Annotated in this window: 13 protein-coding genes; 4 read left to right on the forward strand and 9 right to left on the reverse strand. The window is 62.6% G+C overall.

Features of this window, described 5'->3' with window-relative positions; translation table 11 throughout:
* Positions 1 to 251: 251 nt before the first annotated feature.
* Both ACKZ62_RS15280 and ACKZ62_RS15285 read right to left on the reverse strand, forming a co-directional pair.
* Positions 252 to 1184, reverse strand: a complete 933-nt coding sequence (locus ACKZ62_RS15280) for a p-hydroxyphenylacetate 3-hydroxylase reductase component (protein WP_447095471.1) — start codon at positions 1182 to 1184, stop codon at positions 252 to 254.
* Between the two features lie 56 nt (positions 1185 to 1240).
* On the reverse strand, positions 1241 to 2410 hold the full coding sequence (locus ACKZ62_RS15285; protein ID WP_447095472.1) for a p-hydroxyphenylacetate 3-hydroxylase oxygenase component: 1170 nt from the start codon (positions 2408 to 2410) through the stop codon (positions 1241 to 1243).
* Between the two features lie 262 nt (positions 2411 to 2672).
* On the opposite strand from ACKZ62_RS15285, the gene ACKZ62_RS15290 reads away from it, so the two are divergent.
* From ACKZ62_RS15290 to ACKZ62_RS15300, 3 genes are all read left to right on the forward strand, one after another.
* Entirely contained in the window at positions 2673 to 4160 is a 1488-nt protein-coding gene (locus ACKZ62_RS15290; protein WP_447095473.1) for an aldehyde dehydrogenase family protein, read from the forward strand.
* A gap of 137 nt (positions 4161 to 4297) precedes the next feature.
* On the forward strand, positions 4298 to 5359 hold the full coding sequence (locus ACKZ62_RS15295; protein ID WP_027603468.1) for a Rieske 2Fe-2S domain-containing protein: 1062 nt from the start codon (positions 4298 to 4300) through the stop codon (positions 5357 to 5359).
* 29 nt (positions 5360 to 5388) lie between these two features.
* Complete coding sequence (locus ACKZ62_RS15300; RefSeq protein ID WP_447095474.1) at positions 5389 to 6339, forward strand: PDR/VanB family oxidoreductase; 951 nt, start codon at positions 5389 to 5391, stop codon at positions 6337 to 6339.
* 5 nt (positions 6340 to 6344) lie between these two features.
* Here the strand turns inward: ACKZ62_RS15300 and ACKZ62_RS15305 are convergent, their stop codons facing one another.
* The 6 genes from ACKZ62_RS15305 to ACKZ62_RS15330 form a co-directional block, all read right to left on the reverse strand.
* A complete protein-coding gene (locus ACKZ62_RS15305; protein ID WP_095184855.1) occupies positions 6345 to 7058 on the reverse strand; it encodes a GntR family transcriptional regulator in 714 nt (237 codons plus the stop codon).
* A gap of 55 nt (positions 7059 to 7113) precedes the next feature.
* Complete coding sequence (locus ACKZ62_RS15310; protein WP_447095475.1) at positions 7114 to 8814, reverse strand: acyl-CoA dehydrogenase family protein; 1701 nt, start codon at positions 8812 to 8814, stop codon at positions 7114 to 7116.
* A gap of 34 nt (positions 8815 to 8848) precedes the next feature.
* Positions 8849 to 10090, reverse strand: a complete 1242-nt coding sequence (locus ACKZ62_RS15315; RefSeq protein ID WP_447095476.1) for a thiolase family protein — start codon at positions 10088 to 10090, stop codon at positions 8849 to 8851.
* Positions 10087 to 11961, reverse strand: coding sequence for a feruloyl-CoA synthase (locus ACKZ62_RS15320; RefSeq protein WP_447095477.1), 1875 nt, complete (start codon positions 11959 to 11961; stop codon positions 10087 to 10089). Before ACKZ62_RS15320 ends, ACKZ62_RS15315 begins: the two co-directional genes overlap by 4 nt.
* Positions 11962 to 12023: 62 nt before the next feature.
* Positions 12024 to 13472: an aldehyde dehydrogenase gene (locus ACKZ62_RS15325; protein ID WP_447095478.1), complete on the reverse strand. Its 1449-nt coding sequence runs from the start codon at positions 13470 to 13472 to the stop codon at positions 12024 to 12026.
* Between the two features lie 76 nt (positions 13473 to 13548).
* Positions 13549 to 14379, reverse strand: coding sequence for a p-hydroxycinnamoyl CoA hydratase/lyase (locus ACKZ62_RS15330; protein ID WP_032891354.1), 831 nt, complete (start codon positions 14377 to 14379; stop codon positions 13549 to 13551).
* Positions 14380 to 14567: 188 nt separating this feature from the next.
* On the opposite strand from ACKZ62_RS15330, the gene ACKZ62_RS15335 reads away from it, so the two are divergent.
* Positions 14568 to 15053, forward strand: coding sequence for a MarR family winged helix-turn-helix transcriptional regulator (locus ACKZ62_RS15335; protein WP_447095479.1), 486 nt, complete (start codon positions 14568 to 14570; stop codon positions 15051 to 15053).
* Positions 15054 to 15062: 9 nt separating this feature from the next.
* Here ACKZ62_RS15335 and ACKZ62_RS15340 read toward each other — a convergent pair whose 3' ends face one another.
* Positions 15063 to 16379 carry an OprD family porin gene (locus tag ACKZ62_RS15340; RefSeq protein ID WP_447095480.1) on the reverse strand — a complete coding sequence of 439 codons (1317 nt, stop codon included), beginning with the start codon at positions 16377 to 16379 and terminating at the stop codon, positions 15063 to 15065.
* Positions 16380 to 16584 lie beyond the last annotated feature (205 nt).

Below are 16584 nucleotides of genomic sequence, written 5' to 3' on the forward strand. Positions count from 1 at the left end.
TTTTGTTGCTGCCTGCCACGGGCAAAGTAAACAGATAACTCAAATTGATCAGGTGTAACACCCACAAAATGCGGGAGGGGGCTTGCCCCCGATAGCGGTGGATCAGCCATCACATCAGTGACTGACACACTGCCATCGGGGGTAAGCCCCCTCCCACATTTGACCGACTGCGTCTGCCCGCTCGGTGAACGGCTCACCACCTATAGCGCCAGCCCTGCAACATTTCAGATCGGCTTACACTCACCCGCCCATCAGCATTGGCTGATCAACTGCTTAAGCACGGCCTTGAACGTTTCGACCTGAGCTTGGCTGAACTCGGCAAACACCTTTTCCTGCTGCTCCCGTGCAATCGCCCACAGATCTTCGGTTTGCTCGACACCGGCAGCGGTCAGATGCACGCCCTGCTCATCATCATCCACCAACCCCTTGCGCTCGAGGTTGGCCACCGCGTCGTCGATCTCCCGCACCGGCATCGCGACTTCCCGCAGCAGGTCGCCGGGGCTCAGGCGGGCGTCGTTCTCCAGCACCATCAACATCCGCGCCTCGTTGGTGCGCAGGCCGGTGGACAGCTGTCGGGGTTGATAGCTGGATTGGTAGGCGCGCACCGCCTGGGTCATCAAGTAGTAGAGGTTGTGGCGCAGGCGCCCCTGGAAATGGCTGCTCGGCGGCTGGCTTTCGTCACGTTTGGTCATGCGGGTATGGGGCAAGACCATGGAATAGGCGCCCTGATGGTAGAGCAGCGGCGCACGGCCAAAATCGTCGAAGGCCACCACCTTGCCGATCATGATCCAGTGATCGCCGCCGTCCACTTGTTGGTAGTTCTCGCAGTGAAAGCGCGCCGCACAATCGGCAAATACTGGCGCGCCACCCTCTCCCGGTTCGTATTCGATCTCAGCGAAGCGATCGTCCTTGGGCCGCGCAAAATTGTTCGACAGGTCGATCTGGTCCGCCGCCAGCACGTTGACGGCGAAATGGCTGGCCTGCTCGAACACCTCATGGCTGTTGGAGCGTTTGTCGATGCTCCACAGCACCAGCGGTGGATCAAGGGACACCGAATTAAAGCTGTTGGCGGTAACGCCCACCTTGCGCCCGCAGGCGTCAGCGGCGGTGACCACGGTGACGCCCGTGGCGAAGTTGCCCAGGGCGCGGCGAAAGGCCCGTGGGTCGAAGGTCGATTCAGACATGCAAGACTCCCGGACTGCGGCATGCGCAGCCCCTATTGTTGTTTTCAAAAACGGGTTCAGATCATGCTCGGATCGGGCTCCAGGCCCATCAGCTCACGCCCGAGGATCTGCGCACAGACGTCGTAGTCGGTGTAGGCATGGGCGCCGGTCATGTGCGAATCGCGGAACAGGCGCTGCATCTCGTTATGTTCAAACCAGGCATTGCCGCCAGCGGCTTCGAACAGGCGGTCCACCGCCTGGATGCACATCTTGGTGGCGTAGGCTTGGTTGGTGCGCCAGAACGCCAGGGTTTCGCGGCTTGGGTAGCGTTGCTGCTCACTGTGCTCGGCGTGTTCGGCCCAGGTCTTTTCCAGGAACGCTCGCGCGGCGCCCACCTGGTGCGTCGACTCGGCCAGCCGCATCAGCGCCGGGGTGGCGGCACCGACTGCGGCACCGGTGTAGGCGCGTACTCGCGTTTTGGTCTTCTCGCGGAACACTTCCAGCATCCGCTCGGCGACGCCCAGGCTCACGGTGGAAAAACCGCTGGCGAAATAGGGTCGATACGGCGAGTAGAACACCTTGCTGTTAGGGTACAAGCCGAAGCCTGCGGACTTGCCTTCCATCATGTCCTTGGCCTTCTGGATGCGGTGCTCCGGCACCCTGGCCTTGTCGATGATCAAGGTCTTGGTGCCGCTGCCTTTCATGCCCGCCGCAAACCAGTCATCGCGGATCTGATAGTCACTGCGCGGCAGCACCGCAAAGCAGTAATCCTGAGTGCCCTCGGCATTGGGCCGACGGAACCCGACAATCGCCCATTCGGCGTGATCGCAGCCGCTGCTCCAACCCATCTCACCGCTGAACAGCACGCCACCCTCGACCTCTTCGGTGCGACCGAACGGCGCGATACTGCTGCTGGCCGTGGCATTCGGGTCCAAACCCCAGACTTCCTGCTGCAACTGGGCAGAAAACAGTGCCAGTTGATGGCTGTGCGTACACAGCAGGCTCATGGCCCAGGCCGTGCTGGCGCAGGCTCCGGCGAGCAACGCGATGCAGTCGGCAAACTGTGGCAGCGACAACTCCATGCCACCGAACGCCTTGGGCTGGAACGCACGGTGCAGGCCGATGCCTTTGAGCAGCGCAATATTCTCGGCGGGCACCTTGCGATCCTGCTCGGCCTGAAAGGCATTGGCGGCAATGGTCGGCAAGACGGACTTGAGGTCTTCGAGGAGCGGGTTTGGCTTTTTCATGGATGGCCCTGCTTATTATTGGATGTCCGGGCAACCCCAAAAAGCGAGGCGTTGCGCCGGATGCAGGGCCAGTATGGAGCGCAGTTTGCCGGCCGAACATGCACCTTCCAGAGTCAAGATTGTACTTTTCAAAGGCTTAGAATGATCCGTCGCGCACAGGCGTTGGCAGCCACAGACATGCCACTCGGCAGCCAGAGTCAAGCCCGTTCCGGCCACTGCAATTAACCTCGGGCTTTTCAATGTCTGCCACCAGGAAAAACCCATGAGCGATATTCCACTGCTGCCCCAGGTTGAAGCCTTCCTCCGTCGAAACCATACGTTGTTCATCGATGGTGGCTACGTCGAGAGCCATTCGAGCCAGCGGTTGGAGGTGATCAACCCGGCGACCGGCCAGGTCATCGCCGATGTCGCCGACGCCGACCCGGCCGACATCGACGCAGCCGTGGCGTCGGCGAGCCAAGGCTTCAAGCAGTGGTCGCAGGTCGCACCGGCGGTGCGCGGCAATGTACTGCTCAAGCTGGCCGACCTGCTGGAGCAACACCGCGAAGAACTGGCACAGATCGAAACCTGCCAGTCGGGGAAGATCATCCAGATTTCCCGTGCTTTCGAAGTCGACCAGGCCGCGCATTTTTTGCGTTATTACGCTGGATGGGCCACCAAGATCAGCGGCCAGACCATCACCCCATCGCTGCCCTCCTTCGCCGGCGAGCGCTATACCGCGTTCACCCTGCGCGAGCCGGTCGGGGTGGTGGTCGGCATCGTGCCGTGGAATTTCTCGACCATGATCGCCATCTGGAAACTCGCCTCGGCGCTGGTAACCGGTTGCAGCATCATCATCAAGCCCAGCGAGTTCACGCCGTTGACCATCCTGCGCATCGCCGAGCTGGCGATTGACGCTGGCCTTCCCGCCGGTGCGCTGAACGTATTGACCGGCGGCGGCAGCGTAGGCAAAGGCCTGATCGAACACCCCGGCACCGACAAGGTGTCGTTCACCGGCTCGGTGCCGACCGGGATTGCGGTGGGCCAGAGTGCCATGGGCGCCGGACTGACCCGGGCCACCCTTGAGCTGGGCGGGAAAAACTCGGCCGGGTTCCTGCGCGATGTGGACCTGGACAAGGCCGTCAACGGCATCATCGAAGCGGGCTTTTTGCACTCCGGGCAAATCTGCGCCGCCGCCGAACGCTTCTTTGTGCACCGTTCGCAGATCGAAGCGGTCATGGGCAAACTGGCCCAGCGCCTGAGCGCGCTGAACATCGGCTCGCCCCTGGATGAGCGCACCGAATTCGGCCCGGTCACCAACCGCCAGCACCAACTCAAACTCGGCGAGTTCTTCGCCAAAGCCCGCGCCGAAAACAACAGCATCATTCACGGTGGCAACTTGATCGACCGTCCTGGCTGTTACGTCGAACCGACGATCATCCTCGCCAACAGCGTCAACGACACCCTGCTCAACGAAGAGACCTTCGGCCCTATTGCCACGTTCTTGCCGTACGACAGCGAAGAAGAACTGCTGGCCTTGATGAACAACACGCCCTACGGCTTGAGCGCCAGCCTCTGGACCAACGACTTGGGCAAGGCCCTGCGCATGGTGCCCGCCATCGAGGCCGGCACGGTGTGGGTGAACATGCACACGATGCTGGACCCGGCGGTGCCGTTTGGCGGCAACAAATCCTCAGGTGTGGGTCGTGAGTTTGGCGGCGCCTTTATCGAGGATTACACCGAGCTGAAGTCAGTGATGATTCGTTACTGAAAACTCTTTATTGGATCCACTGGAGCATATCGACCGATAATCGCCCAACAAAATATCAATACAAGATTGACTCCCCATCCAGCGGCCCATTTAATGGATCCATTAAATAAAAATAATCCGTTGCCTGGAGAGTCATCATGTACCCCAAGAACACGTGGTATGTCGCCTGCACCCCCGATGAAATCGCGCACAAGCCCCTGGGTCGGCAGATCTGCGGCGAAAAAATGGTGTTTTATCGTGGCCAGGAAGGCGCCGTGGTGGCGGTCGAGGACTTCTGCCCCCATCGCGGTGCGCCGCTGTCGCTGGGTTATGTCGAGAACGGCAACCTGGTCTGCGGCTACCACGGGCTGGTCATGGGCGGCGACGGCAAGACCGTGGAAATGCCCGGTCAGCGGGTACGCGGCTTTCCGTGCAACAAGACCTTTGCCGCGGTTGAACGCTACGGCTTCATTTGGGTGTGGCCCGGCGATCAGGCCCAGGCCGACCCGGCGCTGATCCACCACTTGGAATGGGCCGTGAGTGACCAATGGGCCTATGGCGGCGGGCTGTTTGACATCCAGTGCGACTACCGCCTGATGATCGACAACCTGATGGACCTGACCCACGAAACCTACGTGCACGCCTCCAGCATCGGCCAGAAGGAAATCGACGAAGCGCCGCCCGTGACCACGGTGGACGGCGATGAGGTCGTCACGGCCCGGCACATGGAAAACATCATGGCCCCGCCGTTCTGGCGCATGGCCCTGCGTGGCAACAACCTGGCCGACGATGTGCCGGTAGACCGCTGGCAGATCTGCCGCTTCACCCCGCCCAGCCATGTGCTGATCGAGGTCGGCGTGGCCCACGCCGGCAAGGGTGGCTATAACGCCGCCCCCGAGCATAAGGCTGCGAGCATTGTGGTCGACTTCATCACCCCGCAAACCGAGACCTCGATCTGGTACTTCTGGGGCATGGCGCGCAACTTCAACCCCCACGATGAGGCACTGACCGCAAGCATTCGCGAGGGCCAGGGCAAGATTTTCAGCGAAGACCTGGAAATGCTCGAACGCCAGCAACAGAACCTGCTGGCCCATCCGCAGCGCAATCTGCTCAAGCTGAATATCGACGCGGGTGGCGTGCAGTCACGCAAGATCCTGGAGCGACTGATTGCCAAGGAACGCGCCCTCGAACCGCAACTGATCGCCACCACCACCGCCTGAACAGCACGACAACTTTGCGAGGACTGAACATGATCGATGTGGTGGTGGTATCCCGTAACAACGAAGCCCAGGACATTTGCAGCTATGAACTGGCCAGTGTCGATGGCCAGCCGCTGCCGGCCTTCAGTGCCGGCGCGCATATTGACGTGCACCTGCCCGATGGGGTGATCCGGCAATATTCCCTGTGCAATCACCCCGAAGAACGTCATCGCTACCTGATCGGCGTGCTCAAGGACCCGGCCTCCCGGGGTGGCTCGCGCAGCTTGCACGAGCAGGTTCACGAGGGCGCACACCTGACCATCAGCGAACCCCGCAACCTATTTCCCTTGGTCCACGATGCGCGTCGCAGCCTGCTGTTTGCCGGTGGCATCGGCATCACTCCGATCCTGTGCATGGCCGAACGCCTGGCCCATGCGGGGGCCGACTTCGAACTGCATTACTGCGCCCGCGCCAGCGAGCGTGCGGCGTTTGTGCAGCGGCTCAAGGCGTCGCCGTTTGCCGAGCAAGTGTTCCTGCATTTCGATGAGCAGCCGCACACAGCCTTGAATGCTGCCGAGGTGCTGGCGGCGCCCGCAGGCGACGTACACCTGTATGTCTGCGGCCCTGGCGGGTTCATGCAGCATGTACTCGACAGCGCACGCGCACAGGGCTGGCAGGAAGACTGCCTGCACCGCGAATACTTTAGCGCGGCACCGGTGGACAGCAGCCTCGACGGCGGCTTTTCGGTGAAGCTCGGCAGCAGCGGCCAGGTCTTCGAAATTCCCGCCGATAAGACCGTGGTCCAGGTCCTGGAAAGCCACGGTATCGAGATTGCGGTGTCCTGCGAGCAGGGGATTTGCGGCACCTGCCTGACCCGCGTGCTGGAAGGCATACCGGAGCACCGCGATCTGTTTCTCACCGAGCAGGAGCAGGCGCTGAATGATCAGTTCACGCCCTGCTGTTCGCGGGCGAAAACGCCCTTGCTGGTACTCGATATCTAACCGGGTTACGACGCGGGCAGGATCACCTTCATGCGCGCGTCGGCGGTGGCTGAACTGAAAATCTCGGCATAGCGCAGGGTCGCGTTGGCATGCTCGCGCATGATGGCTTCGGCCCGTGCGCCCTGGCGATTGACCAGGGCGTCGAAGACCGAGTGATGCTGCATGTGGGCATAGTTGAAGCGTCGGTACTCGCGGGCCATGTCCTCGCGATCCACCGCCAGCGCGGTCACCGAGGCGAACGGCAAGTGATCATTGCGCGCCAGGGCGTCGGCGATCGCCGGGTTGTGGCTGCCTTCGACGATGACCTGGTGAAAGCGCATGTTCAGGTCGTGATAGACCTCAAGGTCATCCTCGGTCACGTAGCCCTTTTCGAACAGTTGATCGCCCTCGACCAGGCAGCGCTCCAGCGCGGCGCGGGCCTCGTTGGATAACCCAAGCTCCGCGGTTTGACGCGCGGCCAGGCCTTCGAGCACGCCGCGCACTTCAACCGCGCCGGCAATGTCGCTGGGGCTGACCGAACGCACCTGATAGCCGCGCCCGCCAAACGGCACCAGCAGTCCTTCTTGTTCGAGGGTACGAAAGGCCATGCGCACGGGCATGCGCGACACGCCGAACAACTGCGCCGTGGGAATTTCCATCAGCCGCTCGCCCGCCGCCAACTCCCCGCTGGCAATCATCTTGCGCAGTGCAACCAGCACCAATTGACCGGGCTTACTCATCCAGGCAACTTCCAGAAAACGTGGGTCGCCATAGTACCGCAAGCCTCTGCCGCCGTCAGACGAATGCCAGTGCCGCCCGCGCCCCGTCTATCGCGCCCAAGTGCTGGGCCAGCCTTGATGGCAGGTAATCAAAAAAGAACCCCGCGCTTTGCAGCTTGGCGGCGCGCAACGGATCCCCTTCGGGCAATGCCCTGGACACCCGTGCCGCCCGCGCCCAGGCAAAGGCCAGCAGCGCAACGCCACACAGCTGGAGGAAATCCGGCGCAGCGCGATACGGGTATTCGCTGTCTTCCAGGGAGCGTTCACGGATGGCACTCACCACCGTGTCCAAGGTATCGCATAGGCTGCCAAGTGCCCGGGAGAAGGCCGCGCATTCGACGAACTCGCTGCCCTGCCCGGCCTCTGCACGCAACTCGCCCAGCAGCAGGCCGAACACCCGACCGTCATCCCCAAGCACCTTGCGCAGCAACAGGTCATTGGCCTGGATCTCATTGCTGCCCTCGTAGATCATCGCGATGCGACTGTCGCGCAGGGTTTGCTCGATGGCGAACTCGGCGACGTAACCGTAACCGCCGAAGACCTGCAAGGCATTGCTGGCCTGGCGGAAGCCCTGTTCAGTGAAAAACGCCTTGATGATAGGGGTCAGCAACGGCGCCAATGGGTCGTCCCGATCCAGCAGGTGCGCCGCCCAGTAACCGATAGCGCGCATTCCCTCGCTGGTGGTGCGCAGCTCCAGCAATACACGCCGCATGGCCGGGTGATAGCAGATCGGATCGGCCGCCTGGGCCGCCACTTCTTCAGGCCTGATCGGTGCGCGCATCTGCACACGTTCGGCGGCGTATTGGCGGGCGTTCTGCCACGCCGCCTCGGCATGCCCCAGGCCTTGCAGGCCCACGTGCAGGCGCGCCGAATTCATCATCACAAACATCGCCGCCAGGCCGCGATTGGCCTCGCCGATCAGCCAGCCCTGGGCAGCTTCGAACGTCAGCGAACAGGTGGCGCTGCCCTTGATGCCCATCTTGTGCTCAAGGCCGTCACAGCGCACGCCATTGACGTGGCCGTCGTCCAATCGCTTGGGCACCAGAAACAGGGAAATACCGCGACTGCCGGGCGGCGCATCGGGCAGGCGCGCCAGCACCAGGTGCAGGATGTTGGCCGTGAGGTCGTGCTCGCCACCGGAGATAAACAGCTTGCTGCCGCTCAGGCGATAACTGCCATCCGCCTGGGGTTCGGCGCGACAGCGCAGCAAGCCGACGTCGCTGCCGGCCTGGGGCTCGGTCAGGCACATGGTGGGCAAGGCCTGGCCGCTGACGATTTCAGGCAAGTAGCGCGCCTGCAACCACTGCTCGGCGTGGGTCTTGAGGCACAGGTAAGCGCCGTGGGCGATGCCGGTGTACATGGCCCAGGCGTGGTTGCTGGCGTAGAGTATTTCTTGCAACGCCGCGTCGAGCAATTGCGGCAAGCCCTGCCCGCCCACTGCCTCGGCGCACGCCAGCCCTGGCCAGCCACCGTCCACATAGGCCTGGTAAGCCTCGACAAAACCATCCGGGGTGCTGACCTGCCCCGCCTGCCAACGGCAGCCCTGACGATCACCTTGACTGTTCAGCGGCGCCAGCACGCCCTGACTGAAGCGTGCAGCCTCCTCCAGCACCTGCATCGCCAGGGACAGGTCCAAGGCCTGCCATGCAGAGGGCGCCTGCAGCCAATGCTCCAGGACAAATTGCATATCGCGCAGGGGCGCCTCATAGCTCCACATCGGGACACCTCATCATCGAATAAAACGTGTGTGTTCAAGCGCGCCAGTCAGGGTTCTCGATCAGCAGCGCCATGCCCTGCCCGCCGCCCACGCACGCAGCAGCAATGCCGTAGCGCAGGTTGTACTGACGCAGTTGCCGGGCCAGGCTCATGACCAGGCGCAGACCGCTGGCAGCCAAAGGATGCCCCAGCGCAAGGGAGCCGCCCTGGACGTTGAGCCGGGTGCTGTCCAGCTCCAGCTCCTGGGCCACAGCGAGTACCTGGGCCGACTGCGCTTCGTTGATCTCGAAACGGCCGATATCGCTCAGGTTCAACCCGCTGCGGTGCAGCAACAGACGGATCGCCGGTGCCGGGCCGATGCCCATGAATTCGGGGGCCACGCCGACCACCGCGCTGGCCACCAACCGGGCCAGGGCCGGGCGCGTGCAGTCTGAAGCGCGTCCCACCAACGCGGCCGCCGCACCATCGACCACCGCACAACTATTGCCGGCGGTCTGCACCCCGTCCGCATGCACGGCGCGCAAACGCGCGAGTGCCTCAAGGTCGGTAGACCGTGGGTGACTGTCCTCGGTCACCGCAGCGGCGCGACGTGCCAGGGTGAGGCGTCGGGGTTGATAACCGTCAAGTTCGAACACCTGGTTATCGACGCTGACGATCTCTTGCGCCCAGGCCCCCTCACGCTGCGCCTGCAACGCACGCTGATGACTGTCACAGGCATACCGGTCCACCGCCTCGCGGCTCAGACCATAACGGCGCGCCAGGTTATCGGCGGTGGCGATCATGTCCAGGCCGGGAGCCGGGTCGTACAGTGCCTCCCACAGAAAATCCTTGAATTGCACCTCGCCTCCCAGGCGAAACCCGCCCCGGTGGGTGTAAGCAGCAATCGGATTGCGCGACATGGATTCAGCCGCCACGCACAGGGCCAGTTGCACCTCGTCGCGCAGTTGTTCAGCGGCCTGACGCAACAGCTCGAAACCGGTGGCGCAGATGCGCTGCACCCCCAGCGCCGGGACTGATTGCGCCACACCGCTGTACAACCCGATATGCCGTGGCAGCAAGTAGGCATCGAAGCTGGCCTGGGCCATGGAACCCGCCAACACGCTGTCCACCGCCTGCGGATCGATATTCGCCCGGGCCAGCACTTCACGGCCGACCTTGATTCCCAGGTCGATGGGCGAGACCTGGGACAGCGCACCACCGAGGTCGACCCACGGCGTGCGCACCGCCTCGAAAATCGCCGCGTCGGCAAACGCCGAATACTGCCCTGCGCCGCTCAAGGCTTGGGCCCGGCGCGCAGGATGGTGGGGTCTTCACCGCGATACAACGCCTCGACCTTGGCCGCGCGCCACTGCAGTACCGCCCGCTGGTTGATCGAACCTTTATCGGTGATTTCCCCACGGTCGATGGACGCGGGTTCGTCGAGCACGGCAATCCATTCCAGGCGACTGGCATTACCGGTGGCGTCGCGATTAAGGCGTTGCAACCAATCGCCGAACCATTGGCGCACCGGCTCGCTGGCCAATACCTGGGCGTCGCTGGCGTCGGCGCTCAAACCCGCCAAACGGCGGCATTCGTAGGCTCTGGGGAACACCAGCGCCCCCAGGCATTCGCGGTCCGGCGCGGCAATGACCAGGTCTTGCACGTAGGGCGAGCCTTCCAGTACCGCGCGATTGCGCAACGGGCCAACGCTGACAAACACCCCGGAAGACAGCTTGAAGTCTTCGGCAATGCGCCCGTCGAACATCAGCCCCAATTGCGGCTGGTGGGGATCGGCGAGTTTGATCGCGTCTCCGGAACAGTAGAAACCCTGGTCATCGAACACCTCGGCGGTTTGCTCGGGCGCGCGCCAGTAACCCGGCATGATGTGCGGCCCGCGAAAGCGCCCTTCGAACTTGCCGTCCACCGGCACCAGTCTCACTTCGCATCCCGGCGCGGGCAAGCCGATATAACCGGCCATGGACAACGGCCCAGTGGTGAACGTGCAGGACGGCGCGGCTTCGGTCATGCCCAGCCCGGCCATCATGCGGATGCGTTCACCGCAATGCAGCTCGGCCACGCGATCGAGGCGATCCCAGATGCTCTGTGACAGGCCCGCAGCGGCAAAGAAGAACAGTGTCATCCGCGCAAAAAAGCGCTCGCGCAACTCGGCATCCTGCTCCAGGGCGCTGACCAGCTCTTCCCAGCCTTTGGGAACGGTCAGGTAGGCCGTTGGCGAAATTTCCTTGAGGTTGCGCAGGGTCTCGGCAAAGCCCTGGACCGTGGGTTTGCCGTCGTCGAGGTAAAAAGTGCCGCCGTTATAGAGCACGATGCCGACGTTGTGGCTGCCGCCAAAGGTGTGATTCCAAGGTAGCCAGTCCACCAGCACCGGCGGTTCCTCGCCGAACACCGGAAAGGTCTGCAACAGCATTTGCTGGTTGGCGCAGAGCATGCGTTGAGTGGTGATCACGGCCTTGGGCAGTTTGGTCGAGCCCGAAGTGAAGAGGAACTTGGCAATGCTGTCCGGGCCCGTGGCGTCAAACGCCGCTTCAGCCTCGGCGCCACTCGGCGTTTTAAGCAGGCTGTCGAAGCTCACCCGAGTGCGCCCTGGCACTTCACCGCGCACACTGATCAACGGCGTTTCGGCGGGCAACACGGCCTCGATTGCGCGCTGGTAGGCGGCCGCATCGCTGACGAACACCAGCCCCGGTTTCAGCAGGTCACACACATGCCGCAGCTTGGCGAAATCCTGGGACAGCAGCGAATACGCGGGCGATACCGGGCAATACGGAATACCGGCATACATGGCGCCCAGCGCCACCTGCAAATGCTCGATATCGTTGCCCGACAACAATGCCAGCGGCTTGTCCGCCGACAGTCCGTAACTCAACAGGCCTTGGGCAATAGAGCGCACGCTGTCGAGCATCTCCCTGTAGCTCACGCGGCGCCAGTCACCACCGTCCTGGCGTGCGGCGATAAACGTCTGCTCGGGGCGCACCCGGGCCCAATGCACAAGGCGATCGAGCAAGCGCGCAGGCAACTCGGCCAACGGCTCCAGGGAACGCATATGCAGCACGCCCCGCTCTTCGGTGACCTGCACCGGTGCGTGGCCGATGGACACTTCGCGGTATCGCGACGCGGACTGGGGTTGCGGTCTGAATTCGGAACTCACAAGGACGTCCTCCATCAAGGCGAATCAACGCCGCCTTGTTATTGTTATGTCGCAGCGCCTGCTCAGATCGGGTAGTGCCGTGGCCCGTTCTGCAAGGTCACCCAGCGCAGTTGCGTGAAGTGTTCAATGGACGCCTTGCCGCCAAAACTGCCGTAGCCGCTGGACTTGACCCCACCGAAGGGCATCTGCGCCTCGTCGTGTACGGTCGGGCCGTTGATATGGCAAATGCCCGATTCGACCCGCTGTGCCAGGGCCAGGGCACGGCCGGTGTCACGGCTGAAAATCGCCGCCGACAGGCCGAATTCCGAATCGTTGGCGAGGCGCAGCAAGGCTTCGTCGCCGTCACCACGCAACAGCACCGCCACCGGACCGAAGGACTCTTCGCGGTACAAACGCATGTCTTCTGTAACGCCATCGATCAGCGTCGGTTGCAGGATGCTGCCGTCCAGTTGCCCTCCGGCCACCAGCCGCGCGCCTTTGCACAGCGCATCGTCGATCAGGGCCTTGATGCGCGTACCGGCGCTGGCGTCCACCAGGGAACCCAGTACCGAGTCCGCCGCCGTGGGATCACCGGCGCGCAGGGTCGCGACCTTGGCCGCCAGCTTGGCGACAAAGGCATCGGCGACCTTGGCGTCGACAATCAGGCGCTCGGTGGACATGCAGATCTGCCCTTGGTTGAAGTAAGCGCCAAAGGCTGCTGCCGATACGGCGGCGTCCAGGTCGGCGTCGTCCAGCACCAGCAACGGCGCCTTGCCGCCCAGTTCCAGCAAGGCCGGCTTGAGGTGACGGGCCGAGAGTTCACCGACGATCCGCCCGACATGGGTCGAGCCGGTGAAGTTGACCCGACGCACCGCCGGGTTGGCGATCAGCCGTTCGACAATTGCCGCCGCATCCGCCGGGGCGTTGCTGATGACGTTGACCACGCCATCGCCCAGGCCGGCGTCCTGCAGCACCTGGCCAATCAGGCGGTGCACTGCCGGGCTCAGTTCCGAGGCTTTGAGCACTACGGTATTGCCGCAGGCGAGCGGCATGGCAATGGCGCGTGTAGCGAGGATCACCGGAGCATTCCACGGCGCGATGCCCAGCACCACGCCGCAGGGCTGACGCAGGGCCATGGCGAAGCTGCCAGGCACATCGGAAGGGATCACGTCGCCGGTGATCTGGGTAGTCATCGAAGCCGCTTCGCGCAGGATATTGGCCGCCAGGCGCACGTTAAAGCCATACCAGTTGGCCATGGCGCCGGTCTCGCCGGCGGCCGCGATAAATTCGTCGCTGCGCGCCTGCAACTGCTCGGCAGCCTTGAGCAGCCGGGTACGGCGTTCGTTGGGCGCCAGCGCCGCCCACGCGGGGAACGCAGTTTGGGCAGCGGCCACGGCGGCGTCAGCATCTTCCAGAGTGGCAGCGGCGACCCGCGAGACCACTTCACCGGTCACCGGGTTGCGACGCTCAAAGGTTCGACCGTCGCGTGCGGGGCACGACTGGCCGCCGATCAACAGGGGCACGTCCAGCATGGTGATTCCTCTTTATTGTCTTTATCGGGAATACGTTCAAGCAGGGTAAAACGGTGCGGCCCGCAGGCCGCATCCTTCAGCGCTTATACGCCTGCAGACCAGGCTTGATGCTCTTGTCGTCGAGGAATTGCTTCATGCCCTGCTCGCGACCGCCTTCGGTGTCGAGCAGGCGCGATTGGTCGAGCTTGGCGTAAAGGTAATCCTCGTTCTGCTCCCACGTCAGCTCGCGGCAACGCTTGAAGCCATGCTTGGCGGCACGCAGCACCACCGGGTTTTTCTCCAGCAGGTTGCGCGCCAGGTCAATGGTGACTTCACGCAGTTGCGCCAGCGGCACGCTTTCGTTGACCAGGCCCATTTCAGCGGCTTTCTGCCCGCCAAAGGTCTTGCCGGTCATGATGTAGTACAGCGATTGGCGATGGCCCACGGTGTCGGCCATGGCCTTGCTGACCAGGTTTCCAGGCGGGATGCCCCAGTTGATTTCCGAGAGGCCGAAGGTGGCTTCGTCGGCGCAGATCGCCAAGTCGCACGCTACCAGAGGGCTGAAGCCGCCGCCGAAGCACCAGCCGTTGACCATGGCGATGGTCGGCTTGGCGTACATGCGCAGCAGTTTCCATTGCCATTGGGAGGCTTCGCGGCGGATTTTTTCCTGGAGGATTTCCGGGCCGGCATCCACTTCGCGGAAGTATTCCTTGAGGTCCATGCCGGCGGTCCAGGCCTCACCGGCTCCGGTCAGCACCAGCACACCGGCGGCGGGATCCTGTTCCAGGGTTTCCAGCACGTCGATCATTTCCCGGTTCAGGGTCGGGCTCATGGCATTGCGCTTTTCGGGGCGATTGAGAATGACCCACGCGATGCCTTCCTCAATCTCAACCTTGACGGTGGTCCAGCGGCCTTCGTAATTGCTCATGGCGGTGTGCTCTTGTTCTGGGTTTGAAGATGATTCGAAATTAAACCGCAAATATAGTTATGTCAATTAACTATTAATCCGAATAACCAATATTTAACGACTGTGAAAAACCGTCGTAGCCACAGCGCGCCAACCCCGGCAAACTAGATAGCCTTGTTAACCGCTACCTTCTGAGGATTGCACTGCTAATGGCCAAGCCTTCCAACATCGCCACCAGCCAGGTCCTGCCCGACCATGACGAGGTACAGCCGCCGCTGGATTCAGCCCTGGACGATCTGATCGGTTATGCCATGCGCCGCGCCCAGCTCAAGCTGTTCCAGAACCTGATCGGCCGACTGTCCGACCACGACCTGCGCCCCGCACAGTTCTCGGCCCTGGCGATCATCGAGCAAAACCCCGGCCTGATGCAGGCCGACCTCGCCCGCGCCCTGGCAATCGAACCGCCCCAGGTCGTGCCGTTGCTGAACAAGCTGGAAAGCCGCGCCCTCGCCGTACGCGTGCGCTGCAAACCCGACAAGCGCTCTTATGGGATTTTCCTGAGCAAACCGGGCGAAATCCTGCTCAAGTCCCTCAAGGACATTGCCGCGCAGAGCGACCTGGACGCCACCGCAGCCCTGGACGTCGAGGAACGTGCAGAGCTGCTGCGTTTGCTCAAGAAGGTGTATCAGGACTGATCCCGCGATCTACCACAGCGCCACGGTGTAGAGCACCAGGAAGCGGGTCTGGTTTTCATCGCGAAAGGCCGCGCCGCCTGGGAAGTCGTTGCGGTAGATCGACTTGCGTGCCATCAGCCCGACGTTCTTCAGCGGGCCGCTTTGGATCACGTAACCCAACTCCATCTGGAACTCGCGCTCCTTGCGGTCCTCGGCATTGAACGCCGCCAACTCGATGTTATCGCCGCGCACATAACGCAGCCGGCCCTTCAGGCCCGGCATGCCGGATGCGGCAAAGTCATAGTCGTAAATGGCCTGCCAGGTGCGCTCCTTGGCGTTGAGAAAATCCGAACTCATGGTCAGTTCGCTCATGCCCATCAGCTCCGTGCCGGAGATATAGGGCGTGGCAGTGTCGCCGCTGGAATGCATGTAACCCAGGCTGACGCGGTGCCCACCCAGGCGGTAGGCAAATAGCGCCGAGAGGTTACGGTTATCCACGTCCCCAGCCTTGGCACTGCCGTCCTCGCGGCTGAAGAAACTGCGCAGGTCGCTGGTGAATACCCCATCGCCCACCGGCAGGTTGTGCAGCAACGCCAGGGTGTCCTGCTGGTAAAGGTCCGCCACTTGGGAGTGATAGACGCGCAGGCTGAGGTCTTTATTGACCTGGTAATCCCAGCCGACATACGCCAGGTGTGAGGTGGTCGCCGTCGCATTGAACCGCCGGTTGGGCGATGCGATGGTCATAGCCTGGTAGTCAGTGGAATCACGCTTGTTGATACGGTCGATATAGCCCGTGTTCAGGGTCAGCCCGTCGATGTCCTTGGAGCTCAAGGTGGTGCCGCGAAAGGTCTGGGGCAGCAGGCGGGACGGGCTGGCGAAGGCGAATGGCAGGAAGATTGACACGTCACCGGCCTTCACCGTGGTTTGTGCAAACCGCAATTTGGCGGTGGGCGCCAGGCGTGAGTATTCATCGGCGGCACGCTTGTCGCTGGCCGACACCGGCAATAGCTCGGTGCCGCTGCGGTCCGGCGACGAGTCGAGTTTGACCCCCATCAGCCCACGCACATCCAGGCCAAAGCCTACGACGCCAGGGGTGTACCCAGACTCCAGGTTGAGCATGAACGCCTGGGCCCATTCTCGCGCGGCGGTCTTGGCGCCGTCGTCCTTGTAGTCACGGTCCAGGTAGTAATTGCGCAGCGTCAGGGTGCCGTGGCTGTCGTCGATGAACCCCGCCGCCCACAGCGGAGTGGGCAGGATGCTGAACATCAGCAGTGCACTGATCAGGCGTGGAGTGCTGTTCGACACACAGCAGGCCGCCGCGACGGCGTCCGTGGGGAGTTTTGGCATGTTCGATTTCCATTTTTTGTTGTTGTTTTTGGGGGTAGCACAGGCGTGGCCCAGTGGGCTTCGCGGACAGAGAATGGAAACAGCTGGAGCCCTTCGTCAACCGCCACTGACCGATAATCGAACATTAATAAACCTATCTATTTTCATATTTTCGACTGACGTTAATCTCAAACACCTGCGTTAGACGGCTTGCGTCATGATTTTA

Source organism: Pseudomonas sivasensis (assembly GCF_052938085.1).